Consider the following 22505-nt stretch of genomic DNA (forward strand, 5'->3'; position numbering starts at 1 on the left):
CAAGTTACTCAATAGCGAAGTTTTTCTCCCGCTTCCTGATTACGATTAATCGATACCAATATAGCCGCGCTATTAGCGGCATCAATAATAAAATCTGTCCCTACACTAATAAGCGAGAACGTTATGAGCACGAATAATATTGATGTGATGCAAGGCACATCTACGGCGGCCCGAAAGGCAGGCATGACGGAGCAGGCGTGGCGCGAAGCAATTAAATTCGACAGCACCGACACGGGCTGGGTCATTATGAGTATCGGCATGGCCATCGGCGCGGGAATTGTTTTTTTGCCGGTGCAGGTGGGGCTAATGGGGCTGTGGGTATTTTTGCTCTCCTCTATTATTGGCTACCCGGCAATGTATCTCTTTCAGCGGCTATTTATTAATACCCTGGCGGAGTCGCCGGAGTGCAAGGACTATCCCAGCGTCATTAGCGGCTATTTAGGTAAAAACTGGGGCGTCTTATTAGGCGTGCTCTATTTTGTTATGCTGGTGATCTGGATGTTCGTCTACTCTACCGCCATCACCAACGACAGCGCCTCCTACCTGCACACCTTTGGCGTTACCCAGGGGCTGCTCTCCGATAACCCTTTTTACGGCCTGGTGCTAATCTGCATTTTGGTCGCCATCTCCTCGCGCGGCGAGAAGCTGCTGTTTAAAGTCTCGAGCCTGATGGTGCTGACCAAGCTGCTGGTGGTCGCAGCGTTGGGGTTGAGCATGGTGGGGCTATGGCACCTCTACAATGCCGGGACGCTTCCGCCCGCAGGCCTGCTGATTAAGAACGCGATCATTACGCTGCCCTTTACCCTGACCTCCATTCTTTTTATCCAGACCCTCAGCCCGATGGTGATCTCCTACCGCGCCAAAGAGAAGTCCGTCGAGGTTGCTCGCTATAAAGCCCTGCGGGCGATGAATATCGCTTTTGCCATTCTGTTTGTTACCGTCTTTTTCTACGCCGTCTCATTCACCCTGGCTATGGGCCACGATGAAGCGGTGAAAGCGTATGAGCAAAATATCTCCGCGCTGGCCATTGCCGCGCAGTTTATTAGCGGCGAGGGTGCAGGCTGGGTAAAAGTGGTCAGCGTTATTTTAAATATCTTTGCCGTGATGACCGCTTTCTTTGGTGTTTATCTCGGCTTTCGTGAGGCGACCCAGGGCATTGTTATGAACCTGCTGCGGCGTAAATTCCCGACCCGGCAGTTTGACGAGAAATATGTCCAGGGTGGATCATGATCTTCGCTATTCTGCTGGCCTGGAGCGCCATTGTCCTTAATGCCCCGGTGCTGAGCTTCACCTCAATCTGTAGTCCTATATTCGGTCTGATCGGCTGCTTAATTCCCGCCTGGCTGGTCTATAAGGTGCCGGCGCTGCACAAGTACAAAGGCCTGTCGCTGAAGATCATTATTATTACCGGCCTGCTGCTCTGTATTTCACCGCTGCTGGCCTTCGCCTGATGCTATTAATCTCATGAAACAGATGGACGTTATTATGTCAGATGCAAAATGGAACCCGGAATGGGATCGGTTTATTCAGATCGTACGCCAGGAGGTTAAACCTGCGCTGGGCTGTACCGAACCGGTATCACTGGCGCTGGCCAGCGCTACCGCCGCCGCGCAGCTCTCCGGCAGGGTTGAACGCGTAGAGTGCTACGTTTCGCCTAACCTGCTGAAAAACGGTATGGGCGTCACCGTACCGGGAACGGGCATGGTGGGGCTACCGATTGCCGCCGCCCTCGGCGCGCTCGGAGGCGATGCCACCGCTGGGCTGGAGGTGCTTAAAGCCGCGTCGCCACAGGCGATAGAGGATGCCAAAGCGATGCTTGCCGAGGGGCGAGTATGCGTCAGGCTACAGAAGCCGTGCAGTGAGATCCTCTACGCCCGCGCCTGCGTCTTTACGGCGGACAGCCAGGCCAGCGTGACGATCGAGGGCGATCATACTCGCATCGTGCGGATCGAAAAGCAGGGCGAGACGGTTTTCCAGCGCAGCAGTGAGGCGGAAGAGCGCAACGAGGATCCGCTGGCCGTGCTGTCACAGACCACGCTGCGCGGCATTTTGGCCTTCATTGAGCAGGCCCCGTTTGAGCGTATCCGCTTCATCCTCGAGGCAGCCCGGATAAACGATGCGCTCTCCCGGGAGGGCTTAGCCAGGGAGTGGGGCCTGCACATTGGTGCCACGCTGCAAAAGCAGTGCAATCGCGGCCTGCTGGCAAAGGATCTCTCTTCGACAATTGTGATCCGTACCAGTGCCGCCTCGGACGCAAGGATGGGTGGGGCGTCGCTGCCAGCGATGAGCAACTCAGGTTCCGGCAACCAGGGGATCGCCGCCACGCTGCCGGTTGTAGTATTAGCTGAGTTTTTAGGTGAGGATGACGAGCGGCTGGCCCGCGCGCTGATGCTTTCCCACCTCAGCGCAATCTACATTCACAACCAGCTTCCGCGTCTGTCAGCACTCTGCGCCGCGACGACGGCGGCCATGGGAGCGGCGGCAGGGATGGCATGGCTGATGGACGGACGCTATGACACCCTCGCCAGAGCTATCAGCAGCATGATCGGGGACGTCAGCGGGATGATCTGCGATGGCGCATCTAATAGCTGCGCGATGAAGGTGTCGACCAGCGTCTCGTCAGCGTGGAAAGCCGTGCTGATGGCGTTGGATGAGACTGCGGTGACCGGCAATGAGGGGATCGTGGCGCACGACGTTGAACAGTCAATCGCAAACCTCTGTGCGCTGGCCTGCCATGCTATGCAGATCACCGACCGGCAGATCATCGACATCATGGCACACAAAGTCTAAGACCGTAGGCCGGGCAAGCGCAGCGCCGCCCGGCGTTTCAGGGTCAAACAGGTAAATCAACCAGCAGCGCCCGCAGCGGCGTGTCCGCCACCAGCGTGATATGCGCCTCGTCGCGAATAAACGCCCCGTCGCCGCAGGTCAGCGCCTTCTGCTCCTCCTGCGGCGTCAGAGCATGAAATCTGCCATGAATCGATTGCAGGTAAGCGCGGGGGCCATGCAGCTGGAAACTGAGCTGTTCACCCTTATCCAGTTCAATATGGTGCAGCCAGACCTGCTGGCGGAGCTGTAAACTTTCATCGTTTCCATCAGGGGAGGCTAGCAGCTGCTGTTTGCCCGCGATGGCAATTTTTTGCACTGGCGGGTTCTCCCGCTCCGGGCAGGCGTCCAGCCAGAGCTGCATCCGCGTCAGGGATTTATCTTTGCTCAGATTGTGTTCGCTATAGCTGATCCCCGGCTGGGTCGCGATCAGCAGCGCTTCACCCGCCTTCGCCTGTACATGGTGACCATCGCTATCGCGGTACTCGGCTTCTCCCTCAAGGATCAGGTTAAGAATATCCACCTTAGGGTAGGTACGCGGCTGGAATGACGCGCCGGGAGCCAGAACCTCCTGGTTCAGCACCCGCAGGGAGGCGTAGCCCAGCAGTTTAGGGTCAAAGTAGTGTCCAAAGGAGAAGGTGTAACGGGCCTGCAGCCATCCGAAATCTGCCTGTCCGCACTGTTTGGCTGTTCTGGTAGTAATCATAATTCTGACCTCTCTTTACACTAAATCAATGGTAAAGGTATGGACGCTGCAATGTTAGCCAGATATTCTGCCCGGTATGTTCAAATTTCCTGAATGAGAACGAAATGGCTAAAGAGAGAGCGCTGACGCTCGAAGCATTACGCGTCATGGACGCCATCGACAGGCGCGGCAGCTTTGCCGCAGCGGCGGATGAGCTGGGCCGGGTGCCTTCCGCGCTGAGCTATACCATGCAGAAGCTGGAGGAAGAGCTGGACGTGGTGCTCTTCGACCGTTCCGGGCACCGGACAAAATTTACCAACGTCGGGCGCATGCTGCTGGAGCGAGGACGCGTGCTGCTGGAGGCCGCCGACAAGCTCACCACCGATGCCGAAGCGCTGGCCAGGGGCTGGGAGACGCACCTGACGCTGGTGAGCGAAGCGCTGGTACCAACGCCTTCCTTTTTCCCGCTGGTGGAGAGGCTGGCGACGAAAGCCAATACCCAGCTCTCCATTATTACCGAAGTCCTGGCGGGGGCGTGGGAGCGCTTGGAGCAGGGCCGGGCGGATATCGTCATCGCCCCGGATATGCACTTCCGCTCGTCGTCAGAGATCAACTCGCGCAAGCTCTACACGCTCCTCAACGTCTACGTCGCCGCGCCGGATCATCCTATTCACCAGGAGCCGGAGCCACTCTCTGAGGTGACGCGGGTGAAATATCGCGGCGTCGCGGTAGCCGATACCGCCCGCGAGCGCCCGGTGCTTACCGTACAGCTGTTGGACAAGCAGCCGCGCCTGACGGTGAGCAGCCTGGAGGATAAGCGCAACGCGCTGCTGGCCGGGCTAGGCGTAGCCACCATGCCTTACCCGCTGGTTGAAAAGGATATCGCCGAAGGGCGTCTGCGGGTGGTCAGTCCGGAATCCACCAGCGAGGTGGATATCATTATGGCCTGGCGGCGCGACAGCATGGGCGAGGCGAAGGCCTGGTGCCTGCGGGAGATCCCCAAGCTTTTTGCAGGGAAATAGGCAATAAAAAGGGCACCCTGGAGGTGCCCTGATAGCTTAGCCGAAGCGAATATCGCGCCCGTGCGGCTCATCCAGATCCTGCCACGGTCCGATGGAGATAATCCCCGTCGGGTTGATGGTCTTATGGCTGCGGTAGTAGTGGTTGCGAATGTGGGCAAAGTCGACGGTTTCAGCAATGCCCGGCATCTGGTAGATATCACGCAGAAAGCCGTACAGGTTCAGGTAGTCGCTGATCCGATGCTTATCACACTTGAAGTGCGTAACGTAGACCGGATCAAAGCGTACCAGCGTCGTCCACAGGCGAATATCTGCTTCCGTCAGGTGATTGCCGGTCAGGTAGCGGTGCTGGCCGAGGATCTGCTCCAGCCGTGACAGAGAAGAGAATACGTTCTCTACCGCTTCGTCGTAGGCCTCCTGGCTGGTAGCAAACCCAGCTTTGTAGACGCCGTTATTGACGTTATCGTAGATCCAGCTGTTCAGCTCATCAATCTGCCCCCGCAGCGCTGGCGGATAGTAGTCGCCCGCTTTCGCACCGTGCGCGTCAAAGGCGGTATTGAACATGCGAATAATATCCGCAGACTCATTGCTGACGATGGTGTGGTTTTTCTTATCCCACAGCACCGGCACGGTGACACGCCCGGTATAGTGTGGGTCAGCGTGGAGATAGAGCTGATAGAGAAAATCGTGCTGATAGAGCTTGTCGCCGGTGGCAGCAGGGAAGCTATCATCAAAGGTCCAGCCGCTCTCCAGCATCAGCGGGTTAACCACGGAGACGTCGATAAACGGCTCAAGGCCTTTCAGAGTGCGAAGGATCAGTGTCCGGTGCGCCCACGGGCAGGCGAGGGAGACATAGAGATGGTAGCGATCTTTCTCAGGTGCAAAACCGCCTTCGCCCGTTGGGCCTGCTTCACCGTCTGCGTTCAGCCAGTTACGGAACGCGGACTCCGAGCGTTTAAAGCGTCCGCCGGTTGACTTCGTATCGTACCAGACGTCATGCCAGACGCCGTCAATAAGCTGTCCCATGGTGCTCTCCTTACTGCCGGAAAAAGGTTAAGCGGGAAGAGATGGCTCTCCCCGCCTTGAATTGCTATCAGTATAGAAGCCTTACCACTTTTTATTCAGCACGCGGTCGATGCTAAATGCGCCCGGACCGGTAATACCCAGCAGCAGGAAACCGCCCGCGATGGTCAGGTTTTTCATGAACATGATGGAGTTCATGCCTTCCGCAAAGTTGCTGTGGAAGAGGAACGCGGTGAGCAGCGTAAAGACGGCGGTAATCAACGCGGTGGTACGGGTCAGGAAACCAAACAGAATTGCCAAACCGCCGCCGAACTCAAGCAGAATAACCAGCGGCAACATGAAGCCGGGTACGCTCATCGCTTCCATATACTGCTGGGTGCCTGCATAACCGGAAATTTTGCCCCAGCCAGCGGTAATAAACAGAATTGGCATCAGAATACGCGCTACCAGAATACCAATATCTTCTAATTTTTTCATTTTACTCTCCATGAGGCCGCAGAGGCCGCTAATGTCATTTTTCCAGCGCTGACGGGCGTTTGCTGCCTGTTTGCTGTCGATGGAGAGGATAATAAACGCGGCGGAGAGGGATTGTTAGCAAGGAAAACTGTTAATCTTTATCAAATAATATGATTGATAACTATGAGGTCACGCCGGGCGGCGCTACGCTTGCACCGGCCTACACACTGCGTGGGCCGGTGCATAATGGTAATTAACGCAGGCGTTGCTGCTTGATGGTGGACTGCACCAGACGCCAGGTGCTCCACGCGGCAAACCCGCGCTTCGCCCAGCGCAGCAGCATGTTGGGGTGACGAACGGTACGCACCGCCATCAAACTGCTGCCCACCAGCAGCCACGATCGCATACTAAGAAAAGTATTCCAGCCGCGATCGTAAGCGCCCGTCGTCTCCAGCCAGTCGCGACGGCTGGCGGTGAGATCGAGGCGCTGCTGCTGGATCTGGCTTAGCAGCATCGCTTTGCGTTTGAGACGCTCCGCTTTACTACTGCTCACTTTTTATCCTCCTCCAGCAGAGAACGATCGTTAGCCAGCTCACCGCGCGTATGGCGCAGGAATGTTGATTGTCGAGCCTTATGCAGCGTCCAGAAACCGCCGATGATAGCGCCTACCAGCAGAACCACAGTGGTAGCGATCATCGCGTTAAGACGGTATTGAGGGTCGATAGCCCAGATGATGAGAACCATCAGGCTCATCAGGCCAAAGGCAGCCAGCAGCATGGTGAGCCCCAACATCAGGAGCATCTGGATGACGTTTGCTTTCTCTTCTTCCAGTTCCACCACGACCAGACGCAAACGCGTTTCCACCATCTCAACGAGGATGGTCATAATGCGTTGCCCAATACCCAGGACGCTTTTTCCTGGCCCGCTTGTTTGACGTAAGTCAGCCATAATCAGCGTCGCGTCAGCAGCACGCCCAGCACCACACCGGCGGCAGCTGCAATCCCTACACCAGTCCACGGGTTCTCGCGCACATATTCATCGGCGCGCGTGGCGGCTTCACGGGTTTGCTTGGCAATAACATCGCTGGTTTCACCCAGGCGATAGCGGCTTTCGTGCAGAGCACGTTCTGCTTTGGTACGCAGTTTACTCAGCTCTTCTTTCGATTTGTCCCCGGAGTTGCTTAACACCTCTTCCAGGGTATCCGTCAGGGATTTCAACTCAGCGCGCAGATGATCGGCAGTAGTATCTTTAGACTTAGACATAGTTCTCTCCAGTGAGCGAGTGGTAACTTCCTTTAATAATCACGGGCCTCAAGCGTACGCAGCTCTTCCTGCGCCTCTCTCAGCTTGTGTTCACGTTTGGTCACTTTATCCGCATCGCCTTTTTGCTGTGCTTCAGTCAGATCCTGCTGGCGTTCAGCAATCTCTTCCTTCTGCTCAGCAATTTTTTTCTGGTGGTCTGCGCGCAGCTTGCTGTCAGTGCAGTTAGCTTTTACTTCCGTAAGCGCCTTGTTCAGGCCGTCAACGCGGCGCTGATTGTTATGCTTCTCGGCGTAGCTAATTTCGCGCAGGATATCCTGTTCTTTCTCCTGGCAAAGCGATACGGCCTGCGAAGCGGCGCTCAAAGAAAAAAGGCTTAACGCCAGTACGATGCGGTATCTCATTCTTATAACTTTCCCTTGTTTAAGCGGCATATCACCATGAAATGCCGATAATGTAGTCAGTAAAAGAGTGACACTGTTCCCGTCTACTCAAGCATAGTAAGTAAACGCGAAGATCACCAAAGTAAGTGAAAAGATTCGGATTAGTAGAAGGTTAGCCCAGACGGTGAGGGGTATCCCGCAGGCGGGTGAGCCATGCGGAGGTCTGGTCGTCGTCGTCCTGAAGGGCAATGATATATCCCTGCGGCAGGGTGCGGTCTAAGACCACTTTCGCCGCAGCGCTTTGCGCGCTGGAATCAAAGGTAATCACCAGGGTGTCATTTTTCGGCGTAATGCTTTTAAAGCGGATGCCGTTGGCGTCAAGGTGATGCCAGATGGAGAAGCCATCCGGCACGCTGACGCTCTGATTGCCGGGGCGAATGGCCAGCGTTGACTCACGCTGCTGCAGCGTAGCCCAGGCAGAGAAGAGTAGGGTAAAGAGCATTATGGTTGCCAGCGCAAAGGCGCACTGGTGCATCAGCGCGCGTCGCGAGCGTGATTTACTGCCGATTTCCATATTTTTTCTTCCATAAAACGAACAGCGAGCCAACCAGCCCAACTACCAGCAGAACCACCGGCAGCAGCATCAGGCAGGACATGAGCGCATCTTCATATTTGAGAAACACGGGCGTCTTGCCCAGCAGATAACCAAAGGTGGTGAGGATCACTACCCACAGCAGGCCGCTCATCCAGTTAAAGAACTGAAAGCGGGCATTGTTCAGGCCAGAGAGACCGGCAATCGTTGGCAGCAGCGTACGCACAAAGGCAATAAAGCGGCCAACCAGCAGCGCGGAGAGTCCGTGCTTATGGAACATATGGTGCGCCCGCTGATGGTAGTGTGCGGGCAAGTGTGACAGCCAGTTCTGCACGATGCGCGTATTGCCCAGCCATCGCCCCTGAATGTAGCTCACCCAGCAGCCGAGGCTGGCGGCAGCGGTCAGCAGCAGAATGGTTTGCGGATAGCCCATCGCCCCCTTCGCAATCAGCACGCCTACCAGCACCAGCAGGCTATCACCCGGTAAAAATGCCGCTGGCAGCAGGCCGTTTTCCAGAAACAGAATCATAAACAAAACAAAATAGAGCATGCCGATCATGGAAGGATTCGCCAGCGTTTCGAAATCCTGGTGCCATAAAGCGTTCAGTAACTGGGTAAGTAGTTCCATTCAGTGTTCCTGGTACATCGGTTAACGAATATCGGGGTTAACGCCGCTGGAGAGAAATTGCATCTAATTGTAACAAACGCCAGAGATCTGCGTCACTGAAAATACGTATTTTAGGAATTGATTTTGCTTGCCGGGGAGAGGGGTGACAAAGGTATTTACAAAGGCTGACACTCTATACGGTTTCTGACCGCATTATGTCATTGATTGCACAGCGCAGGCGAACCTGCGCCTACGCTGCAACAGGAAGAGTGTTATTTCACCGCGCTTGCGGCGGTATCGAGGTGGACCACCGGGTTTTCAGCAAAAAGATAGCGGTCAGCGTTAAACTCAAAGTCATCACTGGTTTCATTAAACAGCATCAGCTTGGTATTCTCGAGATGCTGCCACATTGCCAGCTTGGCCGCATGCGGATCCTTACGAATCAGCGCCTTAAGAATTTGGTCATGATCGTCGCACCAGTTATCTACCGTACGCGCATCGATGTGATCGTGCAGTTTTTTCCAGTACGGGTTGTGCGTACGCTGAGTCCACATTTTTTCCACGATTGCTGCCAGGGCGGTATTCTGTGTGGCCAGCGCCACCTGAACGTGGAACTGGAGATCCCACTCAGAGTCGCGGAAGCATTTCTCCTGACGCGCCTTGTCCTGGATCTCCATCAGCTTCATGATGTCCTGCTTGGTCACCTGGGTAGCGGCAAACTCGGCAATGTTGCTCTCGATTAGCTGACGGGCCTGTAGCAGCTCGAACGGGCCGTAGTTGGCAAACTCCATGGATTCGTCGGGGATCTGCTGATATTTCGCCTGGTTGGAGATGACATGGATACCGGAGCCTTTACGCACCTCGACGTAGCCCTCAACCTCCAGCATGATGATCGCTTCGCGCACCACGGTGCGGCTAACGCTCTTCTCATCGGCAATAAAGCGCTCGGCGGGCAGTTTGTCACCGACAAGGTACACGCCGTCCTCAATGCGGCTCTTTAGCTCAGCGGCCAGCTGCTGATATAAACGGCGTGATTCGGTGATTTCCATTTGTGCTCCAGGCGAGACAGGATAGATAGATTTGTTATACCACTTTTCCTAAATTCCCACCATACCAGTAACGAAAAAGCCGCCCGAATAGTGCAGGCGGCTTGTGGTAAATGTGTGATGCGTTATTGAAGGTTGCTAGTGCTGGGTGGCAGGACCACCGACGGCTCGCTTCTCTTCTTCGAGTTCCGCTGCGGACTTGCTCTTCAGCACGGTCCAGATAACGATAGCCCCCAGCACGTCGAACACTGCCAGCACGGCGAACAGCGGGCTGAAGCCGATGGTGTCAGCCAGCGCACCGACCACCAGAGCAAACATAGTGCTCGCTGTCCAGGCCGCCATACCGGTCAGACCGTTGGCGGTAGCCACTTCGTTACGGCCAAACACGTCAGAGGAGAGGGTGATCAGCGCACCAGACAGAGACTGGTGAGCAAAACCGCCGACGCACAGCAGGGCGATAGCGGCATACGGACTGGTGAACAGGCCGATCATGCCTGGGCCGATCATCAGCACCGCACCCATGGTCACCACCATTTTACGGGAGACGATCAGGTTCACGCCAAACCAGCGCTGGAACAGCGGCGGCAGATACCCCCCAACGATACAGCCGAGGTCTGCGAACAGCATGGGCATCCAGGCAAACATGGCGATCTCTTTCAGGTTAAAGCCGTAGACTTTAAACATGAACAGCGGGATCCAGGCGTTGAAGGTACCCCAGGCTGGCTCTGCCAGGAAACGCGGCAGGGCGATACCCCAGAACTGACGAGTGCCCAGAATCTGCCAGACAGACATCTTCTTACCGTTGTTGGTCTGATGCTGTGCTTCCTGACCGCCAATGATATAGCCACGCTCTTCTTCGGTTAATTTTTTCTGATCGCGCGGGTGTTTGTAGAAGATCAGCCAGGCCATCGCCCAGGCGAAGCTCAGCACGCCGGAGATGATGAAAGCCAGCTGCCAGCTGTGCATGACGATAGCCCATACCACCAGCGGCGGCGCAATCATCGCACCAATAGAGGAACCGACGTTAAAGTAGCCTACAGCGATAGAGCGCTCTTTCGCCGGGAACCACTCGGACGCAGCTTTCAGGCCGGCCGGGATCATGGCGGCTTCAGCGGCACCGACTGCACCACGTGCCAGCGCTAAACCACCCCAGCTGCCTGCCAGCGCTGTCGCACCACAGAAGATCGCCCAGGTCACCGCAAAGACGGCGTAGCCCACTTTGGTACCCAGAATATCCAGCACATAGCCCGCAACCGGCTGCATGATGGTGTAGGCGGCGGAATAGGCCGCGATGATATATGAGTACTGCTGCGTGGAGATGTGCAGCTCTTCCATTAGCGTTGGCGCAGCCGCGGCTATGGTGTTACGGGTCAGGTAGCCCAGCACGGTGCCCAGCGTCACCAGCGCTATCATGTACCAACGTAAACCTTTAATTTTACGCATGTAAAACCTCATCGTTATGTTATTTCCGCCTTGGGCGGCCCCTCCTCCGGATCGAGCCGGGGGAGGTGTAACGGGGGGCGTAGCCGGGAATAACTCCCGAAACGGCCCGGACCTTGCCATCAGTGTGCGTGCACAAATCGGTATCCGTACCGGTAAACTCAGTGATTAATCACCTGTAATGCATTCCGTCGGTGTATGTTCTGCGACGGCAGGAAAGATAACTTGTCATACAACTTTAAAAGGTGAGTGACATCACAAAAGTGCTTTTCTCTGTGTGGGCATTATGCCGCGTCAGCAAAGCCAGAGCTGGCGCGGGCTGGCGGCGAGTTTACTCCCTTAAGGGTAAATTTTTTGTCAGCGTTTATTGATCTAACTCACGAAAATATCTTCGGTCTATAGAAATTGGTGTGATAACTTTGTCAGCATTGAACGTACGCATCTAACGCTCTCGTTTAGAGGAAGACGATAATGACCGCTTTTATGACCGAAGATTTCCTGCTGGATACTGAATTTGCTCGCCGTCTGTACCATGATTACGCGAAAGATCAGCCGATTTTCGACTATCATTGCCACCTGCCGCCGCAGCAGATTGCGGACAACTACCGTTTCAAAAACCTGTATGACATCTGGTTAAAAGGCGATCACTATAAGTGGCGTGCGATGCGCACTAACGGTGTGCCTGAGCGCCTGTGTACCGGCGACGCCTCTGACCGCGAAAAGTTTGACGCGTGGGCAGCCACCGTGCCGCACACTATTGGTAACCCGTTATACCACTGGACGCACCTCGAGCTGCGCCGCCCGTTTGGTATTACAGGTAAGCTGCTCTCTCCGGCGACCGCCGATGAGATCTGGGAGCAGGGCAACGCGCTGCTGGCCCAGGACAAATTCTCCGCCCGCGGCATCATGCAGCAGATGAATGTGAAGATGGTCGGCACCACTGACGATCCGATCGACTCTCTTGAGCACCACGCCAGCGTGGCGAAAGACACCTCCTTCAGCATCAAAGTGCTGCCGAGCTGGCGTCCGGATAAGGCGTTCAACATCGAGCTGGCGACCTTTAACGACTATATGGCGAAGCTGGGTGAAGTCTCCGATACCGATATCCGCCGCTTTAGCGATCTGCAAACCGCGCTGACTAAACGTCTGGATCACTTTGCCGCCCACGGCTGTAAAGTTTCTGACCATGCGCTGGACGTGGTGCTGTTTGCCGAGGCGAGCGAAGCCGAGCTGGATAGTATCCTTGCCCGTCGTCTGGCGGGTGAGACCCTGAGCGAGCGCGAAGTAGCGCAGTTTAAGACCGCCGTGCTGGTTTGGCTGGGTGCAGAATATGCCCGCCGCGAATGGGTACAGCAGTACCACATTGGCGCGCTGCGTAATAACAACCTGCGCCAGTTCAAACTGCTGGGGCCGGACGTTGGCTTCGACTCCATCAACGACCGTCCGCTGGCGGAAGAGCTCTCTAAGCTGCTCAGCAAGCAGAACGAAGAGAACCTGTTGCCGAAAACCATTCTTTACTGCCTGAACCCGCGCGATAACGAAGTGCTGGGTACCATGATCGGTAACTTCCAGGGTGAAGGTATGCCGGGCAAGATGCAGTTCGGTTCCGGCTGGTGGTTTAACGACCAGAAAGATGGCATGGAGCGTCAGATGACCCAGCTGGCACAGCTTGGCCTGTTAAGCCGCTTCGTAGGGATGCTGACCGATAGCCGCAGCTTCCTCTCCTATACCCGTCACGAGTATTTCCGTCGCATCCTGTGCCAGATGATTGGCCGCTGGGTCGCCGCCGGGGAAGCACCGGCAGATATCCAGCTGCTGGGCGAGATGGTGAGAAATATCTGCTTTAACAATGCGCGTGACTACTTCGCGATTGAACTGAACTAAGGCCGTTTGAGGTTGATATGCAATACATCAAGATCCATTCGCTAGATAACGTCGCAGTCGCGCTGGCTGACCTGGCGGAAGGCGCGGAAATTTCTGTCGATAACCACACCGTACGGCTGCGCCAGCCGGTGGGACGCGGGCACAAGTTTGCTCTGCAGACCATCCCGCAGGGGCAAAACGTGGTGAAATACGGTCTGCCTATTGGTCATGCCACGGCAGATATCGCGGAGGGTGAATACATTCACTCTCACAATGCGCGCACCAATCTGAGCGATCTGGACGAGTATAGCTATCAACCCGATCTTCAGGCTGTGCAGGCGCAGGCGGCGGATCGCGACGTTGAGATCTACCGTCGGGCCAACGGTGAGGTAGGTATCCGCAACGAGCTGTGGATCCTGCCAACCGTTGGCTGCGTCAACGGCATTGCCCGCCAGATCCAGACCCGTTTCTTAAAAGAGACGCAGAATGCTGAAGGCACCGACGGCGTCTTCCTGTTCAGCCACACCTACGGCTGCTCGCAGCTCGGGGATGATCACGTCAACACCCGCACCATGCTGCAAAACATGGTGCGTCATCCGAATGCGGGTGCGGTGCTGGTGATTGGCCTCGGCTGTGAGAACAACCAGGTTGATGCCTTCCGCGAAACGCTGGGCGACTTCGACCCGGACCGCGTCCACTTTATGGTCTGCCAACACCAGGAAGATGAAGTGGAAGCGGGCCTTGAGCATATGCACCAGCTCTATAACGCGATGCGTAACGATAAACGCGAACCGGGCAAGCTGAGCGAGCTGAAGTTTGGCCTTGAGTGCGGCGGCTCTGATGGCCTCTCCGGCATCACCGCCAACCCGATGTTGGGTCGCTTCTCGGACTACGTGATCGGCAACGGTGGCACCACCGTGCTGACCGAAGTACCAGAGATGTTTGGCGCCGAGCAGATCCTGATGAGCCACTGCCGCGATGAGTCCACGTTTGAAAAAACCGTCACCATGGTGAACGACTTCAAACAGTACTTTATCGCCCACAACCAGCCGATCTATGAGAACCCATCGCCAGGCAACAAAGCGGGTGGCATTACCACTCTGGAAGAGAAGTCGCTGGGCTGTACCCAGAAAGCGGGGGCCAGCCAGGTGGTTGACGTGCTGCGCTATGGCGAGCGTCTGAAAACCCACGGGTTGAACTTGCTGAGCGCGCCGGGTAACGATGCCGTTGCTACCAGCGCCCTGGCCGGGGCGGGCTGCCATATGGTGCTCTTCTCTACCGGTCGCGGTACGCCTTACGGCGGTTTTGTGCCGACGGTGAAAATCGCCACCAACAGCGAGCTGGCAGCGAAGAAAAAGCACTGGATCGACTTTGACGCCGGTCAGCTGATCCACGGCAAACTGATGCCGCAGGTGCTGACCGAGTTCGTGGATACCATCGTTGAGATCGCTAACGGCAAACAGACCTGCAACGAGCGCAACGAGTTCCGCGAGCTGGCTATCTTCAAAAGTGGCGTTACGCTGTAAGCGTTTTGTCGGGTGGCGCTAACGCTTACCCGACCTACGCGCAATAAAAACGGTCACCCGAAGGTGACCGTTTGACTTTGTAGGCCCGGTAAGGCGTAGCCGCCACCGGGCTTTTGTTTTTAACTACGCAGCGCGTTTTTCGCCAGGCGCTCGTCTTCTGCCATACAGGCCGCGGCAGTAAAGAGCACGTCGGTAGAGGAGTTCAGTGCCGTCTCGCAGGAGTCCTGCAGAACGCCGATGATAAAGCCCACCGCCACTACCTGCATGGCGATATCGTTCGGAATACCGAACATATTACAGGCCAGCGGGATCAGCAGCAGCGAGCCGCCCGCCACGCCGGAGGCACCGCAGGCGCACAGGGAGGCAACCACGCTCAGCAGCAGCGCCGTAGGCAGATCCACCGGGATGCCCAGCGTTGTTACCGCCGCCAGGGTCAGCACCGTGATGGTGATGGCCGCCCCTGCCATGTTGATGGTTGCGCCCAGCGGCACGGAGACGGAGTAGGTGTCGCGATCCAGGTTCAGCTTTTCGCACAGCGCCATGTTAACCGGAATATTGGCCGCCGAGCTGCGGGTAAAGAAGGCGTAGACCCCGCTCTCGCGCAGGCACATGAACACCAGCGGATAGGGGTTACGGCGGATCTTCCAGAACACCAGCAGCGGGTTGATGATCAGCGCTACCAGCAGCATGCAGCCGATCAGCACCACCAGCAGTTGGGCATAGCCAAACAGGGTATCGAAACCGGTAGTGGCAAGAGTAGAGGCGACCAGGCCGAAGATACCGATTGGGGCGAAACGGATCACCAGCTGGACGATAAAGGTCACCGCGCTGGAAACATCATTCAGCAGATTTTTGGTCGTCTCGTTACCATGGCGCAGGGCAAAGCCCAGACCGACGGCCCAGACCAGAATGCCGATGTAGTTGGCGTTCAGCAGGGCATCGATCGGGTTAGAGACCATGCTCATCAGCAGACCGCGCAGCACCTCAACGATGCCTGACGGCGGCGTAATCTCCGTTGCGCCGGTAACCAGATGCAGCGTTGAAGGGAACAGGAAGCTGAACACTACCGCTGTCAGCGCGGCGGAGAAGGTGCCCAGCAGATAGAGAAAGAGAATAGGGCGAATACTGGTTTTCTGCCCGTGCTGGTGGTTAGCGATAGAGGCCATCACCAGCATCAGGACCAGAACCGGCGCGACGGCTTTCAGTGCGCCTACAAAGAGAGTACCCAGCAGACCCACGGCAATCGCCGCAGGTTTGGAGATCCACGCCAGCAGAATACCGAGCACCAGCCCGACAAGGATCTGTTTAACAAGACTGCCCTGCATAATATGCTTGAGCAGGCCAGACGGTTGTGTAGCCATGATAGTTCCTTAAGTGAAATTGCGTTCCAGCCGGAATGTGCTCTATGTCACGTTTATGTCCGGATGTAACTGAATGTTTGCCTGGTTGAGTATATGGAAAGAACTATCGAGGGGAAGTGCAACGTGCTGGATTTTACGTGTTGCGTCATATTTTTTAACTAACTATTTACATTTTTCCGGGCGGCGCTCACGCCGCCCGGCGTAATCATTATGAGACTCGCTGCTTCTTGTCGTTCTGATGGTTAACCCAGGCGTTGATCAGCAGGGTCACCGCCAGGATCCCACCCACTACGCCCAGTGAGATGGCGATTGGGATGTGGTAGAAATCGACAATCAGCATTTTGATACCGATAAACACCAGAATCACCGACAGACCATACTTCAGCATCGCAAAGCGCTCCGCCACGCCTGCCAGCAGGAAGTACATCGCACGCAGGCCGAGGATCGCGAACAGGTTCGAGGTCAGCACGATAAAAGGGTCGGTGGTGACGGCAAAGATCGCCGGGATGCTATCAACGGCGAAGATCACGTCGCTCAGCTCGACGAGGATCAGCACCAGCAGCAGCGGCGTGGCATACAGCAGGCCGTTGTGCCGCACAAAAAAGTGCTCGTTCTCAATGGTATCGGTCATGCGCAGATGACCGCGCAGCCAGCGCACCATCGGCTTGTCGCCAATCCCGGCCTCGTCCTCTTTCGCCAGCGCCATTTTGACCCCAGTGAAGAGCAGGAAGGCACCGAAGACGTAAAGCAGCCACTCGAACTGGGAGATCAGCCAGCTACCGGCAAAGATCATGATGGTACGCAGCACAATTGCGCCCAGCACGCCGTAGATCAGCACCCGGCGTTGCAGGGCAGGCGGAATAGAGAAGTAGCTAAACAGCATCAGCCAGACAAAGACGTTATCCACCGCCAGCGCCTTTTCAATCAGATAGCCGGTGAGGAAGGCGAGCGCCTGTGGATCGGCTACCGCCCGACCTTCGGTCGAAGCGAGATACCACCAGAAAGCAGCGTTAAACAGCAGCGAGAGGGTGACCCACAGGATCGACCAACCGGCCGCCTGTTTCATGGTCATGGTATGGGTGCCACGACGGCCATGAAGCAGAAGGTCGATAGCCAGCATGATCACAACGACTACAGCGAATCCGCCCCACAGGAGCGGTGTGCCGACACTATTCATAGAGAGTTCCTTGCAGTAAAAACAAAAACGGCTAACGTCGAAAGACGGCAGCCGCTTGTTTTTAGATGCACAGGGCCTCGCCTTTCGGCAAGGTCTCACTTACACCCTTCTCAGGATGCCCGGCGACCGGATGCGTAAACGCATCGTAATGACGACCTGCCGGCGAAGAAGTTACTCCCCTTTGCTAGTAACAAAATATGTCAGAGTAGAGAGGGCGTCAACGTCAGCCCCCTCCAGTTTTACATACCTTTACGCCGGTAGGTCAAGCTGAGCGGCGGCGTCCGCCGGGAAAACCACGCCGGTCTGGCGACGGATCTCGGTGAGCAGCTTCGCAGTAATGCGGCTCACCTCAAGGCCTGCGTGGTTAACCGCGTTCTCATCCACCAGTTGGGCAAACAGCTCCGCTTCATAGAGCATGGTGTTGATATGCTGTGGTTGGGTGATCTCCTGCGGCTTACCGCCGCGTGGCACAAACGATACCCGCTGGCATTCGGAAAGCTGTTCAATCACCAGCGCGCCATCTTCCCCCTGGATCTCGCTTGCCAGCGAGGAGTCGCTGACCTTCGAGTGCTGTAGGGTCACGCTGAAGTCGCCGTAGTTCAGCACCGCTACGCCGTGGCCGTCCACGCCGCTCGGCAGCAGGCTGGCGGTGGACTGCACACTTTGCGGCTCGCCCCACAGCGCGACCGCCGATGCCAGGCAGTAGAAGCCGATATCCATGATCGATCCGTTAGAGAAAGCCGGATTAAAGGTATTGGGATTCTCACCGTTGAGGTAGCGCGGATAGCGTGAGGAGTACTGGCAGTAGTTAAAGAACACCTTCCGCAGCTTGCCTACCTTCGGCAGCGACTGCTGCACCAGCTGGAAGTTGGGCAGCGCGCCGGTCTTAAAGGCTTCAAACAGCACCACGCCGTTGGCTTGCGCTACGGCAATGGCCGCCTCGGCCTCCTGCAAGTTTGAGGCCAGCGGCTTCTCGCAGATTACATGCTTTTTATGGCGCAAAAAAAGCTCGGTTTGTGAAAAGTGCAGAGAGTTTGGGCTGGCGACATAGACCGCATCAATAGCGTCACTCTGAGCCAGGGCGTCGAGGGAGGTAAAGAGGTGCTCGACGGGGTAATCGCTGGCAAAGTGCTCGGCCTGCTCAAGGCTGCGGGAGTAAACGCCGGTCAGCTTTAGCTTGCCGGTCTCATGGGCGGCATCAACGAACTGGCGGGTGATCCAGTTGGTGCCAACGACTGCGAAACGTATCATAAATCCTTTATGCTCCATCGGGGACAGTCCACCCAATGTAGCATGTCAGGATGACAAAACGAGTGCTCTATTGCGCAAAATCGCTAAGCGAGCGGTGCGTCAGCCACAGGCGAGTGTCGAACTCCAGCTGGTGGTACTGCGGCTCCATATAGCAGCAGAGCTGATAGAAAGCTTTGTCATGCTCCTTCTCCTTCAGGTGCGCCAGCTCGTGGACAGCGATCATGCGCAAGAACGGCTCCGGCGCGCTGCGAAACACGGTGGCGATGCGGATCTCCGCCTTGGCCTTCAGCTTGCCGCCCTGTACCCTGGAGACGGCGGTATGCAGACCCAGAGCGTTCTTGAGAACGTGGATCTTGTTGTCGTAGGCCACCTTATTGATCGGCGGCGCGTTGCGCAGGAACTCGCTTTTGAGATCCTGAATATAGCTATAGAGCGCCTTGTCGGTGGTGACGCTGTGCTGGCCTGGATAGCGCTTCTCCAGCACCTCACCGAGACGGTTTTGCGCAATGAGCGACTGCACCTGGGCCAGCAGATTTTCCGGATAGCCCTGAAGATAGAGAAGATTGCTCAATATTGCCCCGCGATAAGAGTTAAAAAAGGGTATACTCACGCCCCCGCTCAGGGGAGAACACCGAATTTTACCATCCAGGAGGGCCGATGAGCCATTCAGACAACGGTTTCCGTTCACTAAACTTAAAGCGTTTTCCGGAAACGGACGACGTCAACCCGCTGCAGGCGTGGGAAGCGGCCGATGAGTATCTGCTGCAGCAGCTGGACGAAACCGAAATCAGCGGCCCGGTCCTGATTTTTAACGATCACTTTGGTGCGCTGGCCTGCGCGCTGGTGGAGCATAAGCCTTTCAGCATTGGCGACTCCTATTTAAGTGAGCTGGCGACCCGGGAGAACCTGCGTCACAACGAGCTGGATGAGGGCAGCGTCACCTTTCTCGACAGCACGGCCGCTTATCCGGCCGCGCCGGGCGTGGTGCTGATCAAGATCCCGAAAACCCTCGCGCTGCTGGAGCAGCAGCTGCGCGCCCTGCGGCAGGTCGTGACGCCCGAGACGCGGATTATCGCTGGCACTAAGGCTCGCGATATCCACAACTCGACGCTGGAGCTGTTCGAGAAGATCCTCGGCCCGACCACCACCACGCTGGCGTGGAAAAAGGCGCGACTGGTGAACTGTACCTTTAACGCGCCTGCGCTAACCGATGAGCCGCAAACTCTGAGCTGGAAGCTGGACGGCACACCGTGGACTATCCATAACCACGCTAACGTCTTCTCCCGTACCGGGCTGGATATTGGCGCGCGCTTCTTCCTTCAGCACCTGCCTGAAAACCTGGAGGGGGAGATTGTCGATCTCGGCTGCGGTAACGGCGTGATTGGCCTGACTCTGCTGGAGAAGAACCCTGAGGCGCAGGTGGTGTTTGTGGATGAATCCCCGATGGCGGTGGCTTCCAGCCGCCTGAACGTCGAGACCAACCTGCCCGAGGCGCAGGATCGCTGCGAGTTTATGATCAACAACGCGCTCTCCGGCGTGGAGCCGTACCGCTTCAACGCGGTGTTCTGCAACCCGCCGTTCCACCAGAAGCATGCCCTGACGGACAACATCGCCTGGGAGATGTTCCACCACGCTCGCCGCTGCCTGAAAACTAACGGCGAGCTGTATATTGTCGCCAACCGTCACCTCGACTACTTCCACAAGCTGAAGAAGATCTTTGGTAACTGCACCACTATCGCTACTAACAACAAGTTCGTGGTGCTGAAGGCGGTCAAGCTGGCGCGCAGGCGTTAATTTTTGGAAGTTAGCCCGGTAAGCGCAGCGCCACCGGGCATGACTGAACTTCCGCCGGGCGGCGCTACGCTTGCACCGGCCTATGTTAATTCGGCGATGTCTTAAATTTCGAGAGCCAATTTTGTCCCCTGGGCGATGGCGCGGCGGGCGTCCAGCTCCATCGCCACGTCACAGCCGCCAATCAGATGCACCGTTTTCCCCGCCGCGTATAGCGGATCGGCCAGATCCCGGCGCGGCTCCTGACCTGCGCAGAGTACCACGTGATCCACAGCCAGCAGCTGCGGTTCACCGTCGATCATTACGTGCAGCCCCTCGTCGTCGATCTTCTGGTAGCTCACCGCCGGGATCATCTTCACCCCACGCGACAGCAGCGTGGCGCGGTGGATCCAGCCGGTGGTTTTCCCCAGCCCCTCGCCGGGTTTACCCGACTTACGCTGAAGCATCACGATTTGCCTTGGACTTTTAGGCTGGAGCGCCCCCTCGGGACGCAGCCCGCCCACCTGTTGCAGACTGGTATCAATTCCCCACTCCACGCAAAACTCGGCAATGTTCTGGCTGGATGGCTCTCCCGGCTGGCTCAGGTACATGGCAGTATCGAAACCGATGCCGCCGCAGCCGATGATTGCCACCTTCGCACCCACCGGCACCTTGTCGCGCAGCACTGCCAGGTAGGTCAGCACCTTCCGATGATCGATCCCCTCGATCGGCGGGATCCGTGGCTCAATGCCGCAGGCGAGGATCGTCTCGTCAAAGTCGATAAGATCCTCTGCGCCCACCAGCTGGTTGAGCTGCAAGCGGACGCCGGTCATATCGATCATCCGCCGGTAGTAGCGCAGCGTTTCGTAGAACTCCTCTTTGCCAGGGATCTGTTTGGCGATATTAAACTGGCCGCCGATCTCTGCTCCAGCATCAAACAGCGTCACCTGATGGCCGCGCTGGGCAGCGTTCACCGCAAAGGCCAGACCCGCAGGACCTGCGCCGACCACCGCCAGCTTTTTCGCTTTTACTGCCGGAACGATCGGCATCAACGTCTCGTGACAGGCGCGGGGATTGACGAGGCAGGAGGTGACCTCGCCGACAAAAATCTGATCGAGGCAGGCCTGGTTGCAGCCGATGCAGGTATTGATCTCCGCCTCGCGACCGCTCTGCGCCTTCGACAGGATCTCGGCATCGGCCAGGAAGGGGCGGGCCATCGAGACCATATCCGCATCGCCGCGCGCCAGCACCTCGTCGGCAACGCCGGGATCGTTAATGCGGTTGGTGGTAATCAGCGGCACCGAGACGTGGCCCTTCAGCTTGCGCGTTACCCAGCTAAAGGCAGCGCGCGGCACCGGCGTGGCGATGGTAGGAATGCGCGCTTCGTGCCAGCCGATCCCGGTGTTGATGAGGGTTGCGCCTGCGGCCTCTACTGCCCTGGCCAGCTGCACCGTCTCCTCGAAGGTGCCGCCGTCCTCGACTAAATCGAGCATCGACAGGCGGTAGATAATAATAAAATCGCTGCCTACGCGCTGGCGTACGGTGCGTACTACCTCGGTCGCAAAACGCATTCGACGGGTGTAATCACCTCCCCACTCGTCTTGGCGCTGGTTGGTACGGGCCGCGAGAAACTCGTTAATCAGGTATCCCTCAGAACCCATGATCTCCACCCCGTCGTAGCCCGCTTCCCGGGCAAGCAGGGCGCAGCGGGCAAAATCGTTGATCAGGGCGAGGATCTCATCGTGGGTCAGAGCATGGGGCGTAAAGCGGTTGATAGGTGCCCGAATAGCGGAGGGAGCCACCAGCTGCGGCTGATAGCTGTAGCGCCCGGTGTGTAGGATCTGCAGGGCGATTTTACCTCCCTCCTGATGTACCGCGCCGGTGACCAGCTGGTGATGTGGGAGCTGGCTGGCATCGCACAGCGCCGCGCCGCCCGCCATCGTTACGCCGGAGAGCGCCGGGGCCACGCCGCCGGTCACAATCAACGCCACGCCGTGACGGGCGCGTTCAGCGTAAAAAGCCGCAAGGCGTTCAGGGCCGTCAGGACGCTCTTCAAGGCCGGTATGCATCGAGCCCATCAGCACGCGGTTTTTCAGGGTAGTAAAGCCCAGATCGAGGGGGGCAAACAGCGACGAATAGCGCATTGTCTCTTCCAGTATAAAATTATTGTTATGTGGTCGGATGAGTTCTAATTTAGCCGTCGCAGAATAAAAGGGAAAAG

21 protein-coding genes and 1 pseudogene are annotated in these 22505 nt (G+C 56.9%); 6 read left to right on the forward strand and 16 right to left on the reverse strand.

Features of this window, described 5'->3' with window-relative positions; all coding sequences use genetic code 11:
• Positions 1–123: 123 nt before the first annotated feature.
• Together RTM13_RS10795 and RTM13_RS10800 are read left to right on the forward strand one after the other, a co-directional pair.
• Positions 124–1451 (forward strand): annotated as a pseudogene (locus RTM13_RS10795) (hypothetical protein).
• A 34-nt stretch (positions 1452–1485) separates the two neighbouring features.
• Entirely contained in the window at positions 1486–2790 is a 1305-nt protein-coding gene (locus tag RTM13_RS10800; protein WP_312212027.1) for a serine dehydratase subunit alpha family protein, read from the forward strand.
• Between the two features lie 43 nt (positions 2791–2833).
• Here the strand turns inward: RTM13_RS10800 and RTM13_RS10805 are convergent, their stop codons facing one another.
• Complete coding sequence (locus RTM13_RS10805; protein ID WP_312212028.1) at positions 2834–3532, reverse strand: pirin family protein; 699 nt, start codon at positions 3530–3532, stop codon at positions 2834–2836.
• 104 nt (positions 3533–3636) lie between these two features.
• On the opposite strand from RTM13_RS10805, the gene yhaJ reads away from it, so the two are divergent.
• Positions 3637–4533, forward strand: a complete 897-nt coding sequence (yhaJ, locus tag RTM13_RS10810) for a DNA-binding transcriptional regulator YhaJ (RefSeq protein WP_312212029.1) — start codon at positions 3637–3639, stop codon at positions 4531–4533.
• A gap of 36 nt (positions 4534–4569) precedes the next feature.
• Here yhaJ and RTM13_RS10815 read toward each other — a convergent pair whose 3' ends face one another.
• The 10 genes from RTM13_RS10815 to RTM13_RS10860 form a co-directional block, all read right to left on the reverse strand.
• Positions 4570–5556: a glutathione S-transferase family protein gene (locus RTM13_RS10815; RefSeq protein WP_312212030.1), complete on the reverse strand. Its 987-nt coding sequence runs from the start codon at positions 5554–5556 to the stop codon at positions 4570–4572.
• A gap of 81 nt (positions 5557–5637) precedes the next feature.
• Positions 5638–6030, reverse strand: coding sequence for a DoxX family protein (locus RTM13_RS10820; RefSeq protein WP_312212031.1), 393 nt, complete (start codon positions 6028–6030; stop codon positions 5638–5640).
• Positions 6031–6262: 232 nt separating this feature from the next.
• Complete coding sequence (locus tag RTM13_RS10825) at positions 6263–6523, reverse strand: YqjK-like family protein (protein ID WP_103821416.1); 261 nt, start codon at positions 6521–6523, stop codon at positions 6263–6265.
• 35 nt (positions 6524–6558) lie between these two features.
• Positions 6559–6957: a phage holin family protein gene (locus tag RTM13_RS10830; RefSeq protein ID WP_312212032.1), complete on the reverse strand. Its 399-nt coding sequence runs from the start codon at positions 6955–6957 to the stop codon at positions 6559–6561.
• 2 nt (positions 6958–6959) lie between these two features.
• Positions 6960–7271, reverse strand: a complete 312-nt coding sequence (locus tag RTM13_RS10835) for a YqjD family protein (RefSeq protein WP_042390221.1) — start codon at positions 7269–7271, stop codon at positions 6960–6962.
• A 32-nt stretch (positions 7272–7303) separates the two neighbouring features.
• Positions 7304–7672: a DUF1090 domain-containing protein gene (locus RTM13_RS10840; protein ID WP_312212033.1), complete on the reverse strand. Its 369-nt coding sequence runs from the start codon at positions 7670–7672 to the stop codon at positions 7304–7306.
• Positions 7673–7823: 151 nt separating this feature from the next.
• The gene (gene mzrA, locus RTM13_RS10845; RefSeq protein WP_312212216.1) at positions 7824–8186 is read right to left on the reverse strand and encodes an EnvZ/OmpR regulon moderator MzrA; all 363 of its coding nucleotides are present in this window, start codon (positions 8184–8186) and stop codon (positions 7824–7826) included.
• A 22-nt stretch (positions 8187–8208) separates the two neighbouring features.
• Complete coding sequence (yqjA, locus tag RTM13_RS10850; protein WP_312212034.1) at positions 8209–8871, reverse strand: DedA family general envelope maintenance protein YqjA; 663 nt, start codon at positions 8869–8871, stop codon at positions 8209–8211.
• 251 nt (positions 8872–9122) lie between these two features.
• Entirely contained in the window at positions 9123–9899 is a 777-nt protein-coding gene (exuR, locus tag RTM13_RS10855) for a transcriptional regulator ExuR (RefSeq protein WP_312212035.1), read from the reverse strand.
• A gap of 135 nt (positions 9900–10034) precedes the next feature.
• Positions 10035–11339, reverse strand: coding sequence for an MFS transporter (locus RTM13_RS10860; protein WP_312212036.1), 1305 nt, complete (start codon positions 11337–11339; stop codon positions 10035–10037).
• Between the two features lie 468 nt (positions 11340–11807).
• On the opposite strand from RTM13_RS10860, the gene uxaC reads away from it, so the two are divergent.
• Positions 11808–13220, forward strand: coding sequence for a glucuronate isomerase (gene uxaC / locus RTM13_RS10865; RefSeq protein ID WP_312212037.1), 1413 nt, complete (start codon positions 11808–11810; stop codon positions 13218–13220).
• 17 nt (positions 13221–13237) lie between these two features.
• Positions 13238–14725 carry an altronate dehydratase family protein gene (locus RTM13_RS10870; protein ID WP_312212038.1) on the forward strand — a complete coding sequence of 496 codons (1488 nt, stop codon included), beginning with the start codon at positions 13238–13240 and terminating at the stop codon, positions 14723–14725.
• 119 nt (positions 14726–14844) lie between these two features.
• On the opposite strand, the gene sstT is transcribed toward RTM13_RS10870, so the two are convergent.
• The 4 genes from sstT to RTM13_RS10890 form a co-directional block, all read right to left on the reverse strand.
• On the reverse strand, positions 14845–16086 hold the full coding sequence (gene sstT, locus RTM13_RS10875) for a serine/threonine transporter SstT (RefSeq protein WP_312212039.1): 1242 nt from the start codon (positions 16084–16086) through the stop codon (positions 14845–14847).
• Positions 16087–16294: 208 nt separating this feature from the next.
• Positions 16295–17263 (reverse strand): TerC family protein, encoded by a 969-nt coding sequence (locus RTM13_RS10880; protein WP_312212040.1) that lies wholly within the window; start codon positions 17261–17263, stop codon positions 16295–16297.
• A gap of 249 nt (positions 17264–17512) precedes the next feature.
• Positions 17513–18514, reverse strand: a complete 1002-nt coding sequence (locus RTM13_RS10885) for a Gfo/Idh/MocA family oxidoreductase (RefSeq protein ID WP_312212041.1) — start codon at positions 18512–18514, stop codon at positions 17513–17515.
• Between the two features lie 67 nt (positions 18515–18581).
• Complete coding sequence (locus RTM13_RS10890; protein WP_268109169.1) at positions 18582–19085, reverse strand: YgjP-like metallopeptidase domain-containing protein; 504 nt, start codon at positions 19083–19085, stop codon at positions 18582–18584.
• An 86-nt stretch (positions 19086–19171) separates the two neighbouring features.
• Here RTM13_RS10890 and rlmG point away from each other — a divergent pair, with 86 nt between their 5' ends.
• Complete coding sequence (gene rlmG, locus RTM13_RS10895; protein WP_312212042.1) at positions 19172–20308, forward strand: 23S rRNA (guanine(1835)-N(2))-methyltransferase RlmG; 1137 nt, start codon at positions 19172–19174, stop codon at positions 20306–20308.
• Between the two features lie 101 nt (positions 20309–20409).
• Here rlmG and RTM13_RS10900 read toward each other — a convergent pair whose 3' ends face one another.
• Positions 20410–22428 carry an NADPH-dependent 2,4-dienoyl-CoA reductase gene (locus RTM13_RS10900; protein ID WP_312212043.1) on the reverse strand — a complete coding sequence of 673 codons (2019 nt, stop codon included), beginning with the start codon at positions 22426–22428 and terminating at the stop codon, positions 20410–20412.
• Positions 22429–22505: the final 77 nt, after the last annotated feature.

The organism is Pseudescherichia sp., assembly GCF_031979925.1.
Classification (GTDB): domain Bacteria; phylum Pseudomonadota; class Gammaproteobacteria; order Enterobacterales; family Enterobacteriaceae; genus Pseudescherichia.